This window comes from Streptomyces sp. NPDC028314, from assembly GCF_055565795.1.
Window position 1 is genome coordinate 62,975 of sequence record NZ_JBVHTP010000017.1, and the last position, 17,896, is coordinate 80,870.

The window sequence follows — 17,896 nt, forward strand, 5'->3', positions numbered from 1 at the left end:
CCCACGCAAGGACCACATCACCATGACCACGATCGCAGTTCTCGGAAACGGCCGCGTTGGCGGCAACCTGGCCACGGCCCTCACCCGGGCAGGGCACGAGGTGACCGTCGCGGACCGCGCGCCGGGCGCCGCCGCCACCGCTGCCCGGACAGCCCGGATCGTCATCAACGCCACCCCGGGCGCCGGCTCCCTGGAACGTCTCGCCGCCCTGCGCGAAGAGCTGCACGACAAGATCCTCATCGACGTCTCCAACGCCACCGCCGACGGACCGGACGGACTTCCCGCCGACCTCATCTATCCCGGCTCAAGCCTCGCCGAGCAACTTCAGGCAGCGCTTCCCGAAACGCACGTCGTCAAGACGCTCAACACCATGCTCTTCCCGGTGATGACCGCGCCGGCCACGCTCACCCAGACGCCGACCGCCTTCCTCTCCGGCGAGGACCCGCAGGCCAAGCAGACCGTCCGTGAACTGCTCGTCGACCTCGGCTGGCAGAAGGACTGGGTCACCGATCTCGGCGGGATCCAGACCGCCCGCGCCACGGAGGCCGCGATACTGTTCGTCCCGCACGTCATCCGGTCCACCGGATTCACCCCCTTCGCGCTCTCGATCGCCCGCTGATCGTCGAGCCGCGCAAGTTGCCGAACCAGGCGAACCGACCACCGCGGCGCGTACTCGGGCGATCAGCTCATCTCGCCGAATCGGAAGCATCAGCACTGCCTCTCGATCCCTTCAACGTGAGCCGTCTATAGGAAGATTGGCACGGTGTCCCCATGAGTCATGGCGGCGTCCTGCGGAACACGATCACCACAGGATGGCGTTGAAGTAATGAATACGAGAGGATCGGAGAGGGATGCAAGGCACTGGAGCGGAGGTCGACGGCGCGCGCGGGGTGTTCGCCGTGGACTCGACCGCCCCGGGCTCCGCACCGCGGGGACTCGACGTTTTCCGGCGCGGGTGGGAGACGCAGGTCGGCGACGACGTCTTCCAACTGCCGGCCTTCAGTCCCGACACGATCGGTGACTTCCGGGTCAAGGGCAACGTGGCCAAGGTGCACGGCGCGGCGATCGCCGACCTTCACGCCGCGTCGGCAACCCGGACCGCAAACGTCCCGGGCGGCGATCAGGATCTGGTCGCCATGTACGTCGTGCGGCGCGGCGCATGGACTCTGGGCGGCCCGCCCGGTTACGGCGACCAGACCGTGTCGGCCGGGCAGTTCCTCGTACGGCACCTCGGGCGCCTGACGGCCTTCGAGACGACGGCGCACCTCACGGCGAAATTCCTCGTACTGCCCCCCGGCGAGCTGAAACCACTGCTCGGGACCCGGGCCATCACAGGGCCGGCGGACTCGGCCGAGATGCGCTTGCTGACGGCTCTTACAGACATGATTCACACCACCGTGGCCGACCTCGGACCGGCCGGTGTGGCAGCTGCCCAAGGTACCCTGATCGAGCTGACCAAGGCGGTGGCGAAGGGCCGGTTCGACGACGTGGAACCCCGGTTGGCTCCCGCGCTCACCCAGGCAGCCAAGGATCTCGCGGACCGTCGGCTCGCGGATCCCGAACTTTCTCCGGCGATGCTTGCGCGTGAACTCAACGTCTCCGTCCGTACACTGCACCGGGCATTCGCCGCGGTGGGTGAGCAGGTGGCCACCTACATCCGCCACCGGCGGCTGCATGAGGCCCGGCTCGCCCTTGTCTCGCCGTCAGGGCGCCTGAGCATTTCGGAACTTGCCGCACACTGGCAGTTCGCGGACGGCAGTCACTTCACCCGAGCCTTCAAGAAGCACTACGGCCAGACTCCCACCGAGTACGCCCGCTCGACCGGAGCAGCCTCGCCCGCGCCGAACCGGCACCCGCCGGGCCGGCACGGCGGCGCTCGCCGGGTCGGGCCCGCGGGTGCGGGCGAGGCCGGGTGAGAGGGGAAAACGGTGGGGCCGGCGCCGAGGCGGACGGCCGCCCCGGTCACGGCGGAGCTAGGACGCCTTCGGCCACGTGAACCTTCCCGCCCAGTGGGCCCAGGCCACGAGGACCATGAAGACGGCTGCCAGCCCGCCCAGCACCATGACGGTGGAGGGCGAGGAACGGTCGAGGACGGCTCCTCCGACCAGGGCCCCGATGGAGATGGTGGCCTGGAAGGAGGCGGTGAAGAGGACGGAGGACGCCTCGGGGGAGTCGGGGGCGGCCTTCGAGAACCACGTCTGGGAGCAGACCGGGACGGCGCCGTAGGCGACACCCCAAACGACGAGCAGCGCCACCGCGCCGGCGTCCGACTGCCCCAGGACGGGCAGGAGCAGGGTCGCGGCCGCGATCAGGGCCGCCGCCGTGGCGAAGGTGGACCGCGGATGGCGTCCCACCGTGGATCCGCCGAGGAAGTTTCCGGCGATGCCGGCCGCACCGTAGATGAGCAGGTAGATCGTGATGAGACCCGAACTGACGTGGGTCACCTGCTCCAGGAAGGGGGTGACGTACGTGTACGTGCCGAAGTGGGCGAGCACGACGGCGAAGGTCATGACCAGGGCGAAGCGGGTGTTGACGCTTTGGAGCATGCCGCCGAGGACATCGAGGCGCGTCGCCTGGTCGGAAGGGAGGGGCGGGACGACTACGAGGAGCAACACGAGGACGGCCAGTGTGAAGCCGCCCATCACGAGGAATGCCGTCCGCCAGCCCGCGATGTCGCCGATGAACGTGCCCAGCGGTACTCCGAGTACGGAGCCGAGCGGTACGGCGGAGAAGATCACCGAGGTCGCTCGGCCCACGGACTTCGCGGGAACCAGTTGACCGGCGAGTCCGGCCCCGATGGACCAGAAGCCGCCGATGGTGACGCCCACCATGACGCGGGAGATCAGGACCAGCCAGTAGCTCGACGCGGCGGCGGCAAGGAGGTTGGCCAACGACAGCAGAAGGATGAACACGCCCAGCATGACCCGCCGGTCGATACGTCCTGTGGCCACCGTGACCACAGGGGCCGAGACCGCGGCGAGGAATCCTGGCATGGTCATCATGAGACCGGCCATTCCGTCCGAAATGGTGAAACTCGATCCGATCGACGTGAGAAGGCCGATCGGAAGAATTTCGGTCGTGACGATGGAGAAGATTCCCAGCATTACCGAAATGACGGCCAGCCAGGAGATGAAAGGCGAGCGGTCCGGCGATGCGGGGGATTGGACAGACGGAGTGGTTGCTGTGGACATGAATCCCGTCCCGAGTTGGTCATCACATGGAGAGTGTTGACCTCTAGTCCAGCAGGAACGGGCACCGTCTTCCGGCAGCTTCCCGACGTCAACAACCGACCCCATGAGAAGAGGTCGGAGGGGGACTTGTATTGCTTCGACCTGATCATGCGACGGGAACAGCTGGAACGGTACGCCGAGGAAGGGAAAGTCGAAGCGGCAGCCGGCGCCCTATTCGGAGCGCTGGCTGCCGTACGCCGGGGTGCCGCTGGCGTCCTTGAGCATCCGGGCCAGGTGGAGCTGGTTCCACGTCATGAAGGGGACAGACCTCGGGCAGCTCGACCATCGACTTGAGGCAGCCTGTTGCTGACCGAGAGTGACTCCGGTGTCGGGCTGCCTGGAGCGTAACGGCGCCTCCAGGCAGCCGGCTTGAGGCTCTAGAAGAAGCCGAGACGCTTCGGTGAGTACGAGACCAGGAGGTTCTTCGTCTGCTGGTAGTGCTCCAGCATCATCTTGTGGGTTTCGCGGCCGATGCCCGACTGCTTGTAGCCGCCGAAGGCCGCGTGGGCGGGGTAGGCGTGGTAGCAGTTCGTCCAGACGCGGCCGGCCTGGATGGCGCGGCCCGCGCGGTAGGCCGTGTTGATGTCGCGGGTCCAGACGCCCGCGCCCAGGCCGTAGGCCGTGTCGTTGGCGATGCGGACGGCGTCGTCGAAGTCCTGGAAGGAGGTCACGGAGACCACCGGGCCGAAGATCTCCTCCTGGAAGATCCGCATCCGGTTGTCGCCCTCGAAGATGGTCGGCTCGACGTAGAAGCCGCCCGCCAGGTCGCCGCCGTGCTCGATGCGCCGGCCGCCGGTCAGGACCTTCGCGCCCTCCTGCTGGCCGATCTCCACGTACGACAGGACCTTCTTGAGCTGCTCCTCGGAGGCCTGGGCGCCGATCATCGTCCCGGTGTCCAACGGGTGGCCCGGCACGATCAGTTCCGTGCGGGCGACGGCCGCGTCGAGGAAGTCGCCGTAGCGGCCGCGCTCGATCAGGGCGCGCGAGGGGCTGGTGCACACCTCGCCCTGGTTGAGGGCGAACATCGTGAACCCCTCCAGGGCCTTGTCCCGCAGGTCGTCGTCGGTCGACCAGATGTCGTCGAAGAAGAGGTTCGGGCTCTTGCCGCCGAGTTCGAGGGTGACCGGCTTGAGGTGTTCCGCCGCGTACTGCATGATCAGCCGCCCCGTGCTGGTCTCCCCGGTGAAGGCGATCTTCGCCACGCGCGGGCTGGACGCCAGCGGCTTGCCGGCCTCCTCACCGAAGCCGTTGACGATGTTGACCACCCCCGGCGGCAGCAGGTCCGCCACCAGGCTCAGCCAGTAGTGCACCGAGGCCGGGGTCTGCTCGGCGGGCTTGAGCACCACCGCGTTCCCGGCGGCCAGCGCCGGCGCCAGCTTCCACACCGCCATCAGGATCGGGAAGTTCCACGGGATGATCTGGCCGACCACGCCCAGCGGCTCGTGGAAGTGGTAGGCCACCGTGTCGTCGTCGAGCTGGCTGAGCGCCCCCTCCTGGGCCCGCAGCGCGCCCGCGAAGTAGCGGAACTGGTCGATGGCCAGCGGCAGGTCGGCGGCGAGGGTCTCCCGTACCGGCTTGCCGTTCTCCCAGGTCTCCGCGACCGCGAGGGCCTCCAGGTTCCGCTCCATGCGGTCCGCGATGCGCAGCAGGACCGCGGACCGCTCGGTGACGGAGGTGCGCCCCCAGGCCGGGGCGGCGGCGTGCGCCGCGTCCAGCGCGCGCTCGACGTCCTCGGCGGTGCCGCGGGCGATCTCCGTGAAGGGCTCTCCGGTCACCGGGGAGGGGTTGGCGAAGTACTGGCCGCGGACCGGAGGGGTGTACTCCCCGCCGATGTAGTGGTCGTAGCGGGACGCGTACGACATCAGCGCGCCTTCGGTTCCGGGCGCAGCGAATCGGGCCATGGAGTCCTCCCCTTGCCGGGTGCCGGCCGCCGTCGGCCGGCACTCGGGAAGGAGGCTAGGAGCGGGCAGGTTGCGGATACGTTGCACGCCCCCGCTGCCCGGCGGGCCGTACGGGGATCAGCCCGCGAGCCCGCGTGCGTCCAGCGGCAGCCCCCACAGGCTCCGCCGGTGCACGGCTTCCAGGTCGGCCTGGAGCGGGCTCGGCGGTACCGCGAGGACCGGGCAGGCGGCGTGCGCCAGGCAGTAACGGGCCACCGAGGGCCGCAGTGCGCGGAGCAGGGGTGTGCGGGTGCCCGTGCCGACCACGAGGAGGTCGCCGCCGTCGCGGACCGTGTCGACCAGGGCGGCGCCGGGGGTGCCCCGGACGGTCAGCCCGGCCACGGTCACCCCGGCCCGGGCCGTCCCGAAGGCGGTGTCCAGGACCTCCCGGAGCCGCTCGACGGCCGCTTCCCGGCACCGGTCGAGCAGCGAGGAGTCGCAGAGGCCGCGGCTGCCGAGTCCGCCTCCGGGCGGTTGCCAGGCCAGTACGACCCACAACTCGGCTGCCCGGGCGCGCGCTTCGGCCGCCGCCCGGTGCAGGGCCGCCAGGCTGCCGAGGGAGCCGCTCGCGCCCACGACGACGCGCCGGCCCACGGCTGTCGGCCGGGCCCGGTCAGAGGCCGACATCGCGGCTGCGGAAGTCGTCGAGCGACTCACGACGTACGAGGAGCCGGGCGTAGCCGCCCGCCACGGCGACCACCGGCGGGCGGCCCACCATGTTGTAGCCGGAGGCCATCGACAGGTGGTAGGCGCCGGCCACCGGTACGGCGAGCAGGTCGCCCGGGTGGACGTCGCCGGGGAGCTCGACCCCGGCGGCGATCACGTCGCCCGCCTCGCAGTGCCGGCCCACGACGGTGGCCTCGCCGGGTGCGGCGGACGAACGGCGGCCGATCAGCCGGGGTGCGTAGCGCACCCCGTACAGCGCGGGCCTGGGGTTGTCGCTCATGCCCCCGTCGACGGCGACGAAGACGTGCTCGCCGCCGCGCTTGACGGCGAGCACCCGGTAGAGGGCGATGCCGGCGGGCCCGACGACGGCCCGGCCCGGTTCGATGAGCAGCCGGGGCACGGGGAGCCCGGCGGCGGCGCAGCCCGAGGCCAGTTCCGTACGGATCCTGGCGGCCAGCGCGGTGATGTCGAGGGCCGCTTCGCCGGGGCGGTAGGCGATGCCGTGGCCGCCGCCCATGTCGAGCTCGGACAGCACGACGCCGTGGGAGTCGCGGATCCGCGCGAGCAGCCCGACCATGCGGCGGACCGCGGCGAGGTACGGCTTGATGGTGGTGATCTGCGAGCCCAGGTGGCAGTGCAGGCCGGTGAGGCGCAGCTGCGGCTGGGTGAGGATCCGGGCGATGGCGTGCTGGGCGGAGCCGTCGTTGAGGGAGAGCCCGAACTTCTGCCCGTCGCTCCCCGTGCGGATCTTCTCGTGGCCGCCCGCGGAGATGCCGGGCGTGACGCGCACCATCACGCGCTGGCTGCCGCCGGGTCCGACGGCGGCGGCCAGCCTGGCGATCTCCGACGGGCTGTCGATGACGATGCGGCCCACGCCGAGGCGCAGGGCGGCCTCGATGTCCTGCGGGGACTTGGCGTTGCCGTGCAGGGCGATCTTCTCCGGCGGGAACCCGGCGGTGACGGCCAGTTCCAGTTCGCCCGCCGAGCAGACGTCGAGGCCCAGGCCCTCCTCGGCCACCCAGCGCACCATCGCGCGGGAGAGGAACGCCTTGGCGGCGTAGAGGACTTCGGCTTCGGGGAAGGCGTGCCGGTAGGTGCGGCAGCGGTCGCGGACCTCCCCTTCGTCCAGGACGTAGGCGGGGGTGCCGAAGCGTTCCGCGATCTCGGTGAGGGGGACGCCCGCGACGGCGAGGCCGCCGTCGGCGATCCGGGTGGTGGAGGCCGGCCAGACGGACAGGTCTTCCGGGGCGGCAGAGGAGGTGCCGGGCTGGTACTGCATCGTGGTCATGGGTGTGCGGGTCCCTTCGCGGCTCTCAGACGGTCCACAGCGCGCGGGCCAGGGCCACGTCCGGCTCCCGGAGCGCGGCCCGGCCCGGCTCCCGGGGCACCGGGGACGTGCGCCGGGTGTCCGGCCGGTCGCTCCCCGGTGCGGTACGGGGGATGCAGAGCTGGGGGTCGACGGTGACGGTGGTGACGCCCAGCGGCGCGGTGAGGGCCCGCAGCGCGGTCTCGGCGAGCCGGATCCAGGGCTGGTCGGGGCCCAGGGTGGCGGTCAGCCGGCCCGGGGTGGTGAAGCCGACGGCGGTCCGGTCGCCGAGGGGAGTGCGGAACATGCGGGCGGTGCACCCCGCGGGCCCCGGCCGAACGGGGACGAACAGCGGTCCGGCCGGGGTGCGTTCGGAAGGCTCGGGGTCTTCGCCGCACATGAGCTCTGCCATGGGATTCCTCCTGGAGGACCCTCGGAAGGGACGGGAGGCCCCGGCGCGGGGAGGCGGTCCGGGGCATGCCTCGACGCTATGCCCGGGTCGCGGCACTCCGAGTCCTCATGACGCAACGCATACGGGAACCGGGCCATCGCTGACGCCGCCCATACGCACCGTGCCGCGCCGCCCCGGTCCGGGGGCGGCGCGGCATGCGTCGGTTCACCGGCGGGAGCCCGTGCACGAGCGGCTCACGAGCGGCTCACGGCCGGGTCACCGCCGCTCACGACCGCTCACGACCGCTCACGACCGCTCACCGGCACTGACCGGACCGCGGCCCGGTCACGGTGTTGCCGCTCTGGTGCGGCGCAGGGTCGTTGCCCTGGCAGCCCAGCGGGCCGTTGACCCTGTTCGCGGACAGTTCCACCCCCGCGGTGTTGCCGTCCAGGGTCACGGGCCCCGTGAAGGTGTTGCCGGCGCAGGAGGCCCCGTTCCCGAGGTCCTGCTCGGAGCCGATCAGTACGAGGCCGCTGCTGTGCCGGACGGCCACGGGGCCGGTCAGCTTCGACCGGCAGACGGCGATCGCGCGCGCCCCGTCGGAGGCGACGGGGCCGGTGATCGCGCCGCCCAGTACGGCCAGGGCTCCGCCGGGCCGCACCGTGACCGGGCCGACCTGGCTGCCGCCGGGGCCGATGCAGAGCGACTGGCCGTCGGGCACGGTCAGCGGGGCGAGGCGGGCGCCGGTGACGCAGGGCCCGCTGAACCCGACCGTGACACCGGCCGGGCCGGCCGTCGCGCCGGGCACGTAGGCCGGGTCCCCGCTGTAGGCGGCCGTGACGGCGTGCGCTCCCGGCTGGAGCGAGCCGGTGCTGAAGCGGGCCTGGCCCCCGCTCAGCGGCACCGTCGCGAGCGGCTTCGCGCCGTCCGAGAAGGTGACCGTGCCGGTCGGGGTGCCCGCGGCCGCGCCCGCCGGACCGGCGACCGTGGCGGTGAGGGTGACGGCGTGGCCGAACAGCGGGGTCGCCGTATCGCCGCGAGGGCGGTGGTGGTGCCGTAGCGGAACGAGACCACCGCCCTGCCGCCGCCCTTGTTGACGCCGGGCAGCAGCGAGGCTCCGGTCGCCGACGGCGCCGCGAAGCTGCTGCCCCCGCCGCCGCCCGCACCGTAGAGGTTGTCCGGGTTGCCGCCGCCGGAGCCGCCGCCGCCACCGAAGTAGCCGCCGCCTCCCCCGCCGCCGCCGTTGCCGCCGCGGGCGCCGTTGCCCCCGGTGCCGCCGCTGCCCGGGTTGGGCAGGCCGGTGTTCTGGTCGATGTCGCTCGCGTTGCCTCCGGGGGCGCCGAGCGGGGAGGTGCGGACGCCGGTTCCGGGCGCGGTCTGGGTTCCGCCCGTGCCGCCGATCCCGGATCCCTCCGGGCCGCCGCCGTGGCCGCCGGCCTCGCCGACCGGGCCGCCGCCGTCACCGCCGCGCAGCAGGGGGCCGCCGTTGCCCGCGCCTCCGCCGCCGCCCGCCACCAGGACCCGGTCGGCCGGGCCGAAGGCGCCGACGCGCACGTCCGAGCCGCCACCGCCGGATCCGCCGCCGCCGTGGGCGCCGCCGCCGCCGGAGCCGTGGCCGTAGCCTCCGGGCCGGGCGTACTCGCCGTGCCGGGACGTTCCGGGGATGCCGGCGGCGCCCAGGGTGATCTGGAGGCTCTGGCCGGGGGTGACGGCCAGGGTCGCGCGGGTTTCGCCGCCGAGTCCGCCGCGTGCTCCGGTGTTCGGGGGGTTGGGGCTGACGTAGCCGGCCGCGCTGCCGCCCTCCGCGCCGAACAGGTCGACGGCGACCTCGGTCACCCCGTCGGGGACGGTGAAGAGGTCGGTGCCCGCCGCCGCGTACGTGCAGGACGGCGGGGCGGCGCTGAACACGCCGCCGGTGCCGCACGGGCCGGGCGCGGCCGCGGTGTCGGCCGTGGCGCTCAGGGGCGCCACCAGGGCGGCCAGCAGCCCGGAGGCGCCGGCCACCACGGCGGCCCTGGACCTGAATCGGGACCGGGTGGGTCCGGACGGCCGTGGCCCCGGCAGCCCGGGTCCGGTCAGGGTGAAGCGGTTGCTCGATCCGTGGTTCATCGCTCTCAGACCCCGTCGTCGGCGCACAGCACCCAGGCGTCGGTGTAGGTGTTGGGCGAACTGCCGCCCCCGGTGTGGGCGTCGGCCGTCCAGTAGGCGGCCGTGGTGGCGCCGTCACCGACCGGGGTACCGCCGGAGTTGCTGGGGAAGCTGCCGTTGAGGTGGTCGCCGGGCGATCCCGGGCCGGTGAAGTCGGTGGTCGTGACGCTGCCACCGCTGACCGCGGCGCCGCCGCTGATCAGCTTGCCGTCGCCGCCGCCGCAGCCGACGGTGGCCGTCTGGCCGGCGGTCGCGGCGGTCGGGCCGCTGACCTCGGAGTGGCGGACCTTGACCGTGGTGCCGCTGATGTTGATGCCGTTCCCGCTGCAGATCGCGTAGGCGTAGGTGGTGTTGCCGGTGCCGCCGCCACCGCCGTTCCAGCCGACCGCGCTCCAGGAGTCGGGGTTGGACTCGCCGTCGGCCGCGGCCTTCCGGCCGAAGTCGTGCCCGGCGTTGTTGAAGGTGGGGAAGCTGGCGATCGGCTTCAGGCTGCCGACATCGGCAGGGGTGATCCTGGCTCCGCCGCCGAGCAGGCGGGTGTTGGCCGGGCAGGTGGCCGTGACCAGGCCCACCGTCGAGGCGGTGGTGGGTCCGGCGGTCTTGTTCATGACCACCTGGGTGTGGTTGATCAGACTGCTGGTGAAGCACACCGCGTAAGGGGTGGAGGAGAAGGAGGCGTTGACCGCGCCGCCGCTGCCGCCGATGCCGAGCCAGTGCGTCACGTCGGTGCCGACGGCCCCGGTCGATCCGAGGTACTCGGTGGATCCGTCCGGGCTCGGCGACGTGCCGTTCACCTTGTTGCCGTTGGAGGACGTGCCGGTGCCGATGGCCTGGTCGATCCCGCCGCCCGAGACGAGACCGCTCGCGCAGTCGGCGTGGGTCGAGATCTCCGCGAAGGTCGCGGCGGGTCCGGCGGTGGCGCCCGGCGTCTTCACCGTCACGCTCACGGAGTTGGCGAAGGCGGTCGACGGTATCGCCAGGGCCAGGGCGGCGCCGATGACGAGTGCCTTACCGGTGACCCGGTGGAGCAGAAGCCCCGATTTCATGGAATCTCCCTTGTGGGATTCGCGGCAGGAAAACGCAGCAGGGCGCCGTGTGCGGGGGTGCCGTGCGTACGGAAGCGCCGTGCGCAGAAGGGTGCGGCCGAAGGGTGCGGGGCCGGCTTTCCGCCGGCTCCGGGGGAGCGCCCCGGGGTGGTGGGACCAGATGCGGAACAGTCGATTCACCGCCCGCACCCTGCATTGCGCATGCGGACTCTAACAGGATCCATACACCGCATCTACGGGGTAATTCAGTACGTGCGGGTAGCAGATGCCGACTCCGCGAAGGTTTCGCTGCCCACCGATATGCGGCCGACAGATGTGACGGAAGTCTGACGGGCCGCCCCCGCACCTGGTGCCCGGCGGACGGCGGTGGTCGAATCGGCGCATGAGCACAGAACGGGCGGACCGGGGACCGGCGGGCGCAGGACCACCGGGGCCGCAAGGACCGCAAGCCCCGCGCGGGCCGCGAGCGGAGGTGCACGGGCAACGGGACCCCGACCTCCTCGGCGTCCCGGTCGGACGGCGCCTCGTGCTGGGGATGCTCGGGCTCGGCGCGGCCGGGCTGGCCGCCGCCCCCCACCTCCAGCGCGGCCTGGAAAGCGCGCTCGGCGCCGCCGCCGGCAAGGATCCGACCGGGCTGACCGGGCTGCTGCCCAACGGCGGTGGGTTCCGGTACTACTCGGTCACCTCGTCCGTGCCCGAACGCGCCCCCGGGGACTACCGGCTGACCGTCGACGGCCTGGTCGAGCGACCGGCCACGTACGACCTCGAAACGCTCCGGCGGCTCCCGCAGACCCGGGTGGTGCGCGATGTCCAGTGCGTCACCGGCTGGCGGGTCCCCGGCACGCCCTTCGAGGGTGTTCCGCTGTCGCGGCTGCTCGACGCCGCCGGGGTGCGGCCGGAGGCGCGGGCCATCCGGTTCAGCTGCTTCGACGGTGCGTACACCGAGAGCCTGACGCTCCCGCAGGCCCGCCGGGACGACGTCATGGTGGCCCTGCGGATGCGGGACCAGCCGCTGAGCCATTCCCACGGCGGACCGGTACGGCTGTACGTAGCCCCCATGTACTTCTACAAGTCGGCGAAGTGGCTCTCGGGCATCACCCTCACCCGCGAGGTGGAACCGGGTTACTGGGAACGCCTCGGATACGACGTGGACGCCTGGGTCGGCACCTCGAACGGACGCGACGATGCCCCTACGGTCTGAACCGGGCGAACTCGCGGGACCCTCCGGAGCAACCGGCCGGGTCAGGCGCTTCGGCCGCTCCCAGCGCTGGGTGCACCGGGGCACCGCCGCGCTGATGGGCGTCTGCGTGGGGTCGGCCGGCTGCCTCTACCTGCCGCCGCTGGCGGAACTCGTCGGGCGCCGGCACCTCGTCGTCACCGTCCACGAGTGGTCCGGCCTGCTGCTCGTCGCCCCGTTCCTGCTCGGCCTGGCCTCCCGGGCCTTCCGCGCCGATCTGGGCCGCCTCAACCGGTTCAGGCCGCACGACAGGGTCTGGCTGCGCTCCGCGCTGCGCCGGGGCCGTGAGGGGCCGAGACCCGCCGGGAAGTTCAACGCCGGGCAGAAGGTGTACGCCGGCTGGGTGGCCGGGGCGGTCCTGGTGATGCTCGGCACCGGGCTGCTGATGTGGCTGACCGGTCTCGGGCCGCTCGCCTGGCGGACCGGCGCCACCTTCGTCCACGACTGGCTCGCCCTGGCCCTCGGCATCGTCCTCGCCGGGCACATCGGGAAGGCCCTGGGCGATCCGGAGGCCCGGCGCGGCCTGCGCACGGGCTCGGTGGAGCGGGCCTGGGCCGAGCGCGAACACCCGCTGTGGAGGCAGGACGGCTGACGGCTGACGGGCGGGGGCGGGGCCCGGCCGCCTGCGGGCTCCCGCCCCCGCGCGTGCGTGCGGCGGGGCGGGCCCCTGTCCGGGCACCCGCCCCGCCGCCCGCAGACCCCGCCGTCCGGGTCAGCCGCCGTCGCGGACCGCGACGATGCCGTTGAACACGCCGACGTACGCCGTGCCGTCGGGGCCGAGGGTGATCGGAGCCCAGTTGTTGTCGTACAGCGGGCCGGTGCCGGTCAGCTGCCGCCAGCGGCGCTCACCTGTGCGGAAGTCCACCGCCGTGAGGTACCAGGCGTCGATGCCCCAGGAGTTGGGCTCCTTCTCGTAGAAGTAGAGCAGCCCGTTCGCGGTGGACAGCTTCGGCACGGTCGAGGGCGAGCGGATTCCGCTCTCCCACACCGTGTCGCAGCCGCTGCCGTCGGCCCGGACGTCGATGCGGCTGACACCGCCGACGACGGACTTGCCGAACAGCAGGGTGGTGGGGTTCTCGTAGCCGTAGTTGTTCTCGACGACGATGCTGTTGCCCCAGGTGATCAGGGAGTTGTCGGTGGTCGAGGCGCCGGGGCCGAACACCGGGACCTTGCACACGAGCCGCTGGTCGGCGGGTACGTCCACGCCGCGCTTGTAGACGAGGACGTTCATCCGGTCGTCGGAGTTGTCGGTGATGGCCACGTATCCGTTGCCGAAGAGGTCGGGGGTGGTGCCCGAACCCTGGTTCACGGAGCCGGGCTTGGTGCCGGTCCCCCGGTCGTACGTCTGGCGCCACTGCACCATGGGGGTGCCGTCGGCGCCGGCGCGGAAGCTGTACAGGGCGTGGTCGGTGACGATGGAGACCCCGTCCTGCGCGACCGAGAAGGAGTTCTGGATCTCCTCGCCGTCGAGCCGGACGGAGCGGATCTGCGAGGTCGCCGGGTCCACGGTGCCGACGCGGCCCTGGCGGGTCACCCACCAGATGCGGCCGTTCCAGTCGGGCATGACGGAGGTGACGGGGTCGCAGGTGCCGCTGGGCCACAGGTTGGTCCAGCTGACGCAGTCGTGCGGGACCTGGCCGGTGAGGTCCCAGTCGTTGTCGACCGTGAACTTCCAGCTGCCGTCGGGGTTCTGCGAATGGGCCAGGCGCAGGATGTGCTGGCGGGAATCGGCCAGCACCGCCCGGTCCTGGTTGTCCAGGTAGAAGTAGGCCCCGCCGGAGGTGTCCTTGAAGATCTTCGCGAAGTCGAGCGAGGTGATCGCCTCGACCGTCGAAGAGCGCTGCGGGAGCTGGTGTTCCGCGAGCGTGGCGAGCGTGCGCGGGTCGAGGAGCTTGACCTTGAAGCCGGAGAAGGTGCCGCACACGGTGACGAGCCGGCCGCCCGTGTCGAAGGTGGCGGTGGCGCATTCGCCGCCCAGCGCGGCGATCTTCTCGCTGGTGACCTGCGGGTTCCTGCCGAGCGGCCCGGACCAGGGCGAGGTGGCGCTGCCGGCCGCGTCGGAGTGCATGCCGCTGCGGCCGTTGGGCGCGAGGTACGGGTGCTGCGGCGGGGCTTCGCCGGGCAGCGGGACGGCGGCGGCGGGGGCGCCGTCGTAGTGGCTGACCAGGCGGTGGCCGGGGGCCTTGGGTATCCCCTCGGCCTGCGCCGGGGAGATCCCGTACATCGCCACGAATGCGGCGAGGGCCGGGACCACAGCGCAGTGCAGCGCTCTTCGGAACATCCGGACTTCCTCCGTTGTCTTCGGTCTTGTTGACATTGCGTCTGACATCGCGCCGCCGCCAGACGCTAGGTCGCGCCGTCCGAAGAGTCCATGGAAGTGCCCGATGATTCACGAAGGCGCAACAGTCGATCATCGAGCCCCGCCCGTTCCTCCTGGTCAGCGGCCCACCCTTGGGCTTTCCGCTGATGGCATCCGGCGTCCGTGGTCCGGAAAGCACATTGCGTACAGGGGTGTCGACGGTTTGGATTGCCAAGATCAAGACGGCGGGGGAAGCGAATGACATCCATGCTCGAAGGCTGCACACCCTGGCCCGAGGAGTTCGTGGACCGCTACTGGGCGGCCGGACACTGGCAGGGCCACACGCTGGACAACCTGTTGCGCGACCGGGCCCAGCAGTACGGACCGCGGACCGCGCTCGTGCACGGCGACACCCGCATCACGTACGCGAACCTGAACCGGCGCGTGGACCGCATGGCCGCCGGATTCCGGCTGCGCGGCCTGCGGCCGAGGCAGCGGGTGGTCGTCCAGCTGCCGAACGTCCCCGAGTTCGTCGCCACCGTGTTCGCGCTGATGCGCGCCGGTGTGGTCCCCGTGCTCTGCCCGGTCTCGCACCGCGCGACCGAGGTGTCCCACCTCGTACGGGTCACCCAGGCCGTCGGCTACGTCGGTCCCTCGACGTACCAGGGCTTCGACCACACGGCGATGGCCGCGGACATCGCGGCCGCAGGACCCTTCCTGCGGCGGGTGTTCCCCTTCGAGACACCGGGCACCTCGTCCCCGTACGGCGGCTTCACGACCGACCCGTCGGGCTGCCACTACTTCCCGCTGGGCTCCATCGACTCCCCGCCCGACCGGGCGCTCGCGCAGAGCGCCGGCCAGGTGGCGTTCTTCCTGCTCTCCGGCGGTGGGGCCACGGCGCCCCGGCTCGTCCCGCGCACCCACAACGACTACGCCTACCAGGCGCGGGCCGCCGCCGAGCTGGTGTCGCTCACCGAGAACGACGTGTATCTGGCCGCGCTGCCCGCCGCGTCCCACTTCGCCTTCGGCAGCCCCGGCATCGTCGGCACCCTCTCCGTCGGCGGCACCGTCGTCCTGGCCGAGGACCCGGAACCCGCCGAATGCCTCCGGGTCATCGAACGGGAACGGGTCACCATCACGTCGGTGCTACCCGCCGTCGCCCGGCTCTGGCTCGACGCGCTTCCCACCGTCCGGGCCGACTTGAGCAGCCTGCGCCTCGTGCAGAGCGGTGGCGCGCCCCCGCACCGGACGACCGGCGAACGGATGGCCGCCGCATGGGGCTGTCGCGTGCAACAGGTCTTCGGCAGGGCCGAGGGGCTGCTCACCCTCACCCGGCCCGCCGATCCGGACGAGACCGCGCTCACCACCCACGGCCGGCCCCTCTCCCCCGACGATGAGATCCGCATCGTCGACGTCGACGGCGAGGACGTGCCCGACGGGGAGCCCGGTGAACTCCTCGTCCGCGGTCCCTACACCCCGCGGGGCTATTACCGGGCGCCCGACCTCAACGCGCGCTCCTTCACCCCCGACGGCTACTTCCGCACCGGCGACCTCGCGCGGCGCACCCCGGACGGCGACCTGGTGGTGACCGGCCGCATCGAGGACGCTCCTAGGGATTGAAGGCGGACACGACGCCCGCGGTGGCCTCCAAGCCGTCGTGGATGGCCGTGGCGACGCTGCTGCTCGCGAGGTAGAAGCCGAGCAGGACGCAGACGAGGGCGTGGGAGAACTTGAGCCCGCCTCCGCGCAGGAAGATCCACGCGAGGACGAGGAGCAGGACGATCACGGAGAGGGAAATCACCATAGAAACCTCCTTACGCGCGGCCATGGTGGCGCAGCGGAGGGTCCCTTCGGGCGAAACACGTGTCCGCCGTACGGGTGTTGACCGTCCGTGACCGCCGGTCAGTCCTTGACGATCTCGTCCCAGCGGGCCGTACGGTCGCACCAGCGGCCGAGCAGTACCGGATCGTGACCCACCGCGAGGAGCCCCGCCCCGGTCTCGGCGCGGTACTCCTCGACCACTGCGACCAGGGCGGCCGTCGTCGAGGCGTCCAGCATCCCGGTCATCTCGTCGCAAACCAGCCAGCGCGGCCGCAGCACCAGGGCCCGGGCCAGGCAGGCGCGTTGGAGCTGCCCGTCGCTCACCTCGTGGGGGCGCCGGGCGAGCAGATCCGCGCCGAGCCCGACACGTTCCGTCAACTCCCCGACGACCGATGCCACTTCCGTACGTCGGCCCGTTGCGCGGAGCGGTTCTGCGACGAGGTCGCGCAGCCTGAGGCGGGGGTCGGCCGACAGACGGGGCTGCTGGAAGACGACCCCGACTTCGATGCGCAGGGAGCGCGGGGCCCGATGCCGGAAGCCGGTCGCGGTGCGGCCGCCGAGGACCACGGTCCCCCGGTCGGGCCGGTGCAGCAGGGCGGCCACCCTGGCCAGCGTGGACTTGCCGCAGCCGCTGGGGCCGAGCAGCCCGAGGGCCTCTCCGGGTGCCAGCGTGAGGTGCGCGTCCCGCACGACGGGAGCGCGGCGGTCGTACCCGGCGGTGATGCCCTTCAGCTCAAGCATGGTGGCAGGCCACCCCTTCGGTGAGCGGCGGGCGCTGCGCCCGGCAGTCCGCGTCGGCCAGTGCGCAGCGCTCGGCGAAGGCGCAGCCCGGCGGCAGCGCGCCGAGCTCGGGCGGGGCGCCGGGCACGGGGGTGAAGGCACGCTCCGGGAGGGCGTCGAGGAGCCCGCGGGCGTAGGGGTGCCGGGGCCCGGCCGCGCCGAAGAACGCTTCGGCGGGGGCGGTTTCGACGATCCGCCCGGCGTACATCACGGCGACCGTGTCGGCGATCCGCTCGGCGGCGGCGAGGTCGTGGGTGATCATCAGCAGGGCCCGGCCGGCCTCCCGGGTGTGGGCCCGCAGCTCGTCGACGGTGCGGTGGACGAGGTCCCGGTCGAGGCCGGTGGTCGGCTCGTCGGCGAGCAGCAGCGGGGCGTCCGCGACGAGGGCGAGGGCGGTGGCGGCGCGCTGGGCGAGGCCGCCGGAGAGTTCGTGGGGGTGGCGGTCGAGGTGGGAGGCGGGGAACGCCGCCCGGGCGGCCGCCGTTTCGGCCGCTTCGCGCAGTCGCGCCTTCCGCGCCCGGTGCCCGGCCGGGGGCATCGTGGCGGGCCCGTCGGCGCCGCGACCGCGTGCGGTGAGCTCGCGGACCGTTTCCTCCAGGTGGGACCGGATGGTGCGGACCGGGGTGAGGTGTGCGGCGGGGCTCTGGGGGACGAGGCCGACGCGGCGGCCCCGGACGGTCCGGGCGAGCGTGGCCTCGTCGGTGGCCAGCAGATCGAGGCCGTCGGCGAGACGGGCCGACCCGGCGGTCTCGGCGTTGCCGGGGAGGAGGCCGAGGAGGGCGGAGGCGAGGACGGACTTGCCGCAGCCGCTCTCGCCGACGAGGACGAGGCATTCGCCGGGGGCGAGGGTGAAGGTGGCGTCGGTGACGGCCTCGACGTACCGGTCGCCGCGCATGCGGAAGCGCACGGACAGCCGGTCCACCCTGAGGACGGCCCCACCGAAAGCCTCCGGGGGCCTCGGCGCGAGCTCGCGGGAGCCAAGGGCATCACCGGCGGCAAGGCCATCGCGGGAGGCACGGCCACCGCGGTCGG

General features: G+C 72.6%; 17 protein-coding genes and 1 pseudogene. 6 read left to right on the forward strand and 12 right to left on the reverse strand.

Going from position 1 to position 17,896, the window contains the following annotated elements; genetic code table 11:
- Positions 1 to 22: 22 nt before the first annotated feature.
- Both ACZ4TG_RS31950 and ACZ4TG_RS31955 read left to right on the forward strand, forming a co-directional pair.
- A complete protein-coding gene (locus ACZ4TG_RS31950) occupies positions 23 to 619 on the forward strand; it encodes an NADPH-dependent F420 reductase (protein ID WP_468169593.1) in 597 nt (198 codons plus the stop codon).
- A gap of 280 nt (positions 620 to 899) precedes the next feature.
- Complete coding sequence (locus ACZ4TG_RS31955) at positions 900 to 1,916, forward strand: helix-turn-helix domain-containing protein (RefSeq protein WP_468169596.1); 1,017 nt, start codon at positions 900 to 902, stop codon at positions 1,914 to 1,916.
- Positions 1,917 to 1,973: 57 nt separating this feature from the next.
- Here ACZ4TG_RS31955 and ACZ4TG_RS31960 read toward each other — a convergent pair whose 3' ends face one another.
- A complete protein-coding gene (locus ACZ4TG_RS31960; protein WP_468169599.1) occupies positions 1,974 to 3,104 on the reverse strand; it encodes an MFS transporter in 1,131 nt (376 codons plus the stop codon).
- On the opposite strand from ACZ4TG_RS31960, the gene ACZ4TG_RS31965 reads away from it, so the two are divergent.
- Positions 2,992 to 3,231, forward strand: coding sequence for a hypothetical protein (locus ACZ4TG_RS31965; protein WP_468169960.1), 240 nt, complete (start codon positions 2,992 to 2,994; stop codon positions 3,229 to 3,231). The genes ACZ4TG_RS31960 and ACZ4TG_RS31965 overlap by 113 nt on opposite strands.
- A gap of 376 nt (positions 3,232 to 3,607) precedes the next feature.
- Here the strand turns inward: ACZ4TG_RS31965 and exaC are convergent, their stop codons facing one another.
- From exaC to ACZ4TG_RS32000, 7 genes and pseudogenes are all read right to left on the reverse strand, one after another.
- Positions 3,608 to 5,131: an acetaldehyde dehydrogenase ExaC gene (gene exaC / locus ACZ4TG_RS31970; protein WP_468169602.1), complete on the reverse strand. Its 1,524-nt coding sequence runs from the start codon at positions 5,129 to 5,131 to the stop codon at positions 3,608 to 3,610.
- Positions 5,132 to 5,248: 117 nt separating this feature from the next.
- On the reverse strand, positions 5,249 to 5,797 hold the full coding sequence (locus ACZ4TG_RS31975; RefSeq protein WP_468169605.1) for a universal stress protein: 549 nt from the start codon (positions 5,795 to 5,797) through the stop codon (positions 5,249 to 5,251).
- Positions 5,784 to 7,115, reverse strand: coding sequence for a diaminopimelate decarboxylase (gene lysA, locus ACZ4TG_RS31980; protein ID WP_468169933.1), 1,332 nt, complete (start codon positions 7,113 to 7,115; stop codon positions 5,784 to 5,786). Before lysA ends, ACZ4TG_RS31975 begins: the two co-directional genes overlap by 14 nt.
- A gap of 34 nt (positions 7,116 to 7,149) precedes the next feature.
- Entirely contained in the window at positions 7,150 to 7,554 is a 405-nt protein-coding gene (locus tag ACZ4TG_RS31985) for an SAV_915 family protein (RefSeq protein WP_468169608.1), read from the reverse strand.
- Positions 7,555 to 7,849: 295 nt separating this feature from the next.
- On the reverse strand, positions 7,850 to 8,551 hold the full coding sequence (locus ACZ4TG_RS31990; RefSeq protein WP_468169936.1) for an Ig-like domain-containing protein: 702 nt from the start codon (positions 8,549 to 8,551) through the stop codon (positions 7,850 to 7,852).
- Between the two features lie 119 nt (positions 8,552 to 8,670).
- Positions 8,671 to 9,642 (reverse strand): annotated as a pseudogene (locus ACZ4TG_RS31995) (glycine-rich protein); the annotation flags it as partial.
- A 5-nt stretch (positions 9,643 to 9,647) separates the two neighbouring features.
- A complete protein-coding gene (locus ACZ4TG_RS32000) occupies positions 9,648 to 10,727 on the reverse strand; it encodes a hypothetical protein (protein WP_468169611.1) in 1,080 nt (359 codons plus the stop codon).
- 382 nt (positions 10,728 to 11,109) lie between these two features.
- Here ACZ4TG_RS32000 and ACZ4TG_RS32005 point away from each other — a divergent pair, with 382 nt between their 5' ends.
- Together ACZ4TG_RS32005 and ACZ4TG_RS32010 are read left to right on the forward strand one after the other, a co-directional pair.
- A complete protein-coding gene (locus ACZ4TG_RS32005; RefSeq protein ID WP_468169613.1) occupies positions 11,110 to 11,928 on the forward strand; it encodes a molybdopterin-dependent oxidoreductase in 819 nt (272 codons plus the stop codon).
- Positions 11,912 to 12,556: a cytochrome b/b6 domain-containing protein gene (locus tag ACZ4TG_RS32010; RefSeq protein WP_468169616.1), complete on the forward strand. Its 645-nt coding sequence runs from the start codon at positions 11,912 to 11,914 to the stop codon at positions 12,554 to 12,556. Before ACZ4TG_RS32005 ends, ACZ4TG_RS32010 begins: the two co-directional genes overlap by 17 nt.
- Before the next feature lie 120 nt (positions 12,557 to 12,676).
- Here ACZ4TG_RS32010 and ACZ4TG_RS32015 read toward each other — a convergent pair whose 3' ends face one another.
- Positions 12,677 to 14,245, reverse strand: a complete 1,569-nt coding sequence (locus ACZ4TG_RS32015; protein WP_468169619.1) for a hypothetical protein — start codon at positions 14,243 to 14,245, stop codon at positions 12,677 to 12,679.
- A 276-nt stretch (positions 14,246 to 14,521) separates the two neighbouring features.
- Here ACZ4TG_RS32015 and ACZ4TG_RS32020 point away from each other — a divergent pair, with 276 nt between their 5' ends.
- Positions 14,522 to 15,883: a (2,3-dihydroxybenzoyl)adenylate synthase gene (locus tag ACZ4TG_RS32020; RefSeq protein WP_468169621.1), complete on the forward strand. Its 1,362-nt coding sequence runs from the start codon at positions 14,522 to 14,524 to the stop codon at positions 15,881 to 15,883.
- Here the strand turns inward: ACZ4TG_RS32020 and ACZ4TG_RS32025 are convergent.
- The 3 genes from ACZ4TG_RS32025 to ACZ4TG_RS32035 form a co-directional block, all read right to left on the reverse strand.
- A complete protein-coding gene (locus tag ACZ4TG_RS32025; RefSeq protein WP_468169624.1) occupies positions 15,873 to 16,067 on the reverse strand; it encodes a hypothetical protein in 195 nt (64 codons plus the stop codon). The genes ACZ4TG_RS32020 and ACZ4TG_RS32025 overlap by 11 nt on opposite strands.
- Positions 16,068 to 16,165: 98 nt before the next feature.
- Positions 16,166 to 16,825 carry an ABC transporter ATP-binding protein gene (locus ACZ4TG_RS32030; protein ID WP_468169627.1) on the reverse strand — a complete coding sequence of 220 codons (660 nt, stop codon included), beginning with the start codon at positions 16,823 to 16,825 and terminating at the stop codon, positions 16,166 to 16,168.
- On the reverse strand, positions 16,818 to 17,759 hold the full coding sequence (locus ACZ4TG_RS32035; protein ID WP_468169939.1) for an ABC transporter ATP-binding protein: 942 nt from the start codon (positions 17,757 to 17,759) through the stop codon (positions 16,818 to 16,820). The genes ACZ4TG_RS32030 and ACZ4TG_RS32035 overlap by 8 nt, the downstream gene beginning before the upstream one ends.
- Positions 17,760 to 17,896: the final 137 nt, after the last annotated feature.

Excerpts from the sequence above, each read along its gene's own strand:
- ACZ4TG_RS31950 (WP_468169593.1), top strand. The coding sequence starts at position 23 with ATGACCACGATCGCAGTTCTCGGAAACGGCCGCGTTGGCGGCAACCTG.
- ACZ4TG_RS31965 (WP_468169960.1), top strand. The coding sequence starts at position 2,992 with ATGGTCATCATGAGACCGGCCATTCCGTCCGAAATGGTGAAACTCGAT.
- ACZ4TG_RS31960 (WP_468169599.1), bottom strand. The coding sequence starts at position 3,104 with ATGCTGGGAATCTTCTCCATCGTCACGACCGAAATTCTTCCGATCGGC.
- exaC (WP_468169602.1), bottom strand. The coding sequence starts at position 5,131 with ATGGCCCGATTCGCTGCGCCCGGAACCGAAGGCGCGCTGATGTCGTAC.
- ACZ4TG_RS31975 (WP_468169605.1), bottom strand. The coding sequence starts at position 5,797 with ATGTCGGCCTCTGACCGGGCCCGGCCGACAGCCGTGGGCCGGCGCGTC.
- lysA (WP_468169933.1), bottom strand. The coding sequence starts at position 7,115 with ATGCAGTACCAGCCCGGCACCTCCTCTGCCGCCCCGGAAGACCTGTCC.
- ACZ4TG_RS31985 (WP_468169608.1), bottom strand. The coding sequence starts at position 7,554 with ATGGCAGAGCTCATGTGCGGCGAAGACCCCGAGCCTTCCGAACGCACC.
- ACZ4TG_RS32000 (WP_468169611.1), bottom strand. The coding sequence starts at position 10,727 with ATGAAATCGGGGCTTCTGCTCCACCGGGTCACCGGTAAGGCACTCGTC.
- ACZ4TG_RS32005 (WP_468169613.1), top strand. The coding sequence starts at position 11,110 with ATGAGCACAGAACGGGCGGACCGGGGACCGGCGGGCGCAGGACCACCG.
- ACZ4TG_RS32010 (WP_468169616.1), top strand. The coding sequence starts at position 11,912 with ATGCCCCTACGGTCTGAACCGGGCGAACTCGCGGGACCCTCCGGAGCA.
- ACZ4TG_RS32015 (WP_468169619.1), bottom strand. The coding sequence starts at position 14,245 with ATGTTCCGAAGAGCGCTGCACTGCGCTGTGGTCCCGGCCCTCGCCGCA.
- ACZ4TG_RS32020 (WP_468169621.1), top strand. The coding sequence starts at position 14,522 with ATGACATCCATGCTCGAAGGCTGCACACCCTGGCCCGAGGAGTTCGTG.
- ACZ4TG_RS32025 (WP_468169624.1), bottom strand. The coding sequence starts at position 16,067 with ATGGTGATTTCCCTCTCCGTGATCGTCCTGCTCCTCGTCCTCGCGTGG.
- ACZ4TG_RS32030 (WP_468169627.1), bottom strand. The coding sequence starts at position 16,825 with ATGCTTGAGCTGAAGGGCATCACCGCCGGGTACGACCGCCGCGCTCCC.
- ACZ4TG_RS32035 (WP_468169939.1), bottom strand. The coding sequence starts at position 17,759 with ATGCGCGGCGACCGGTACGTCGAGGCCGTCACCGACGCCACCTTCACC.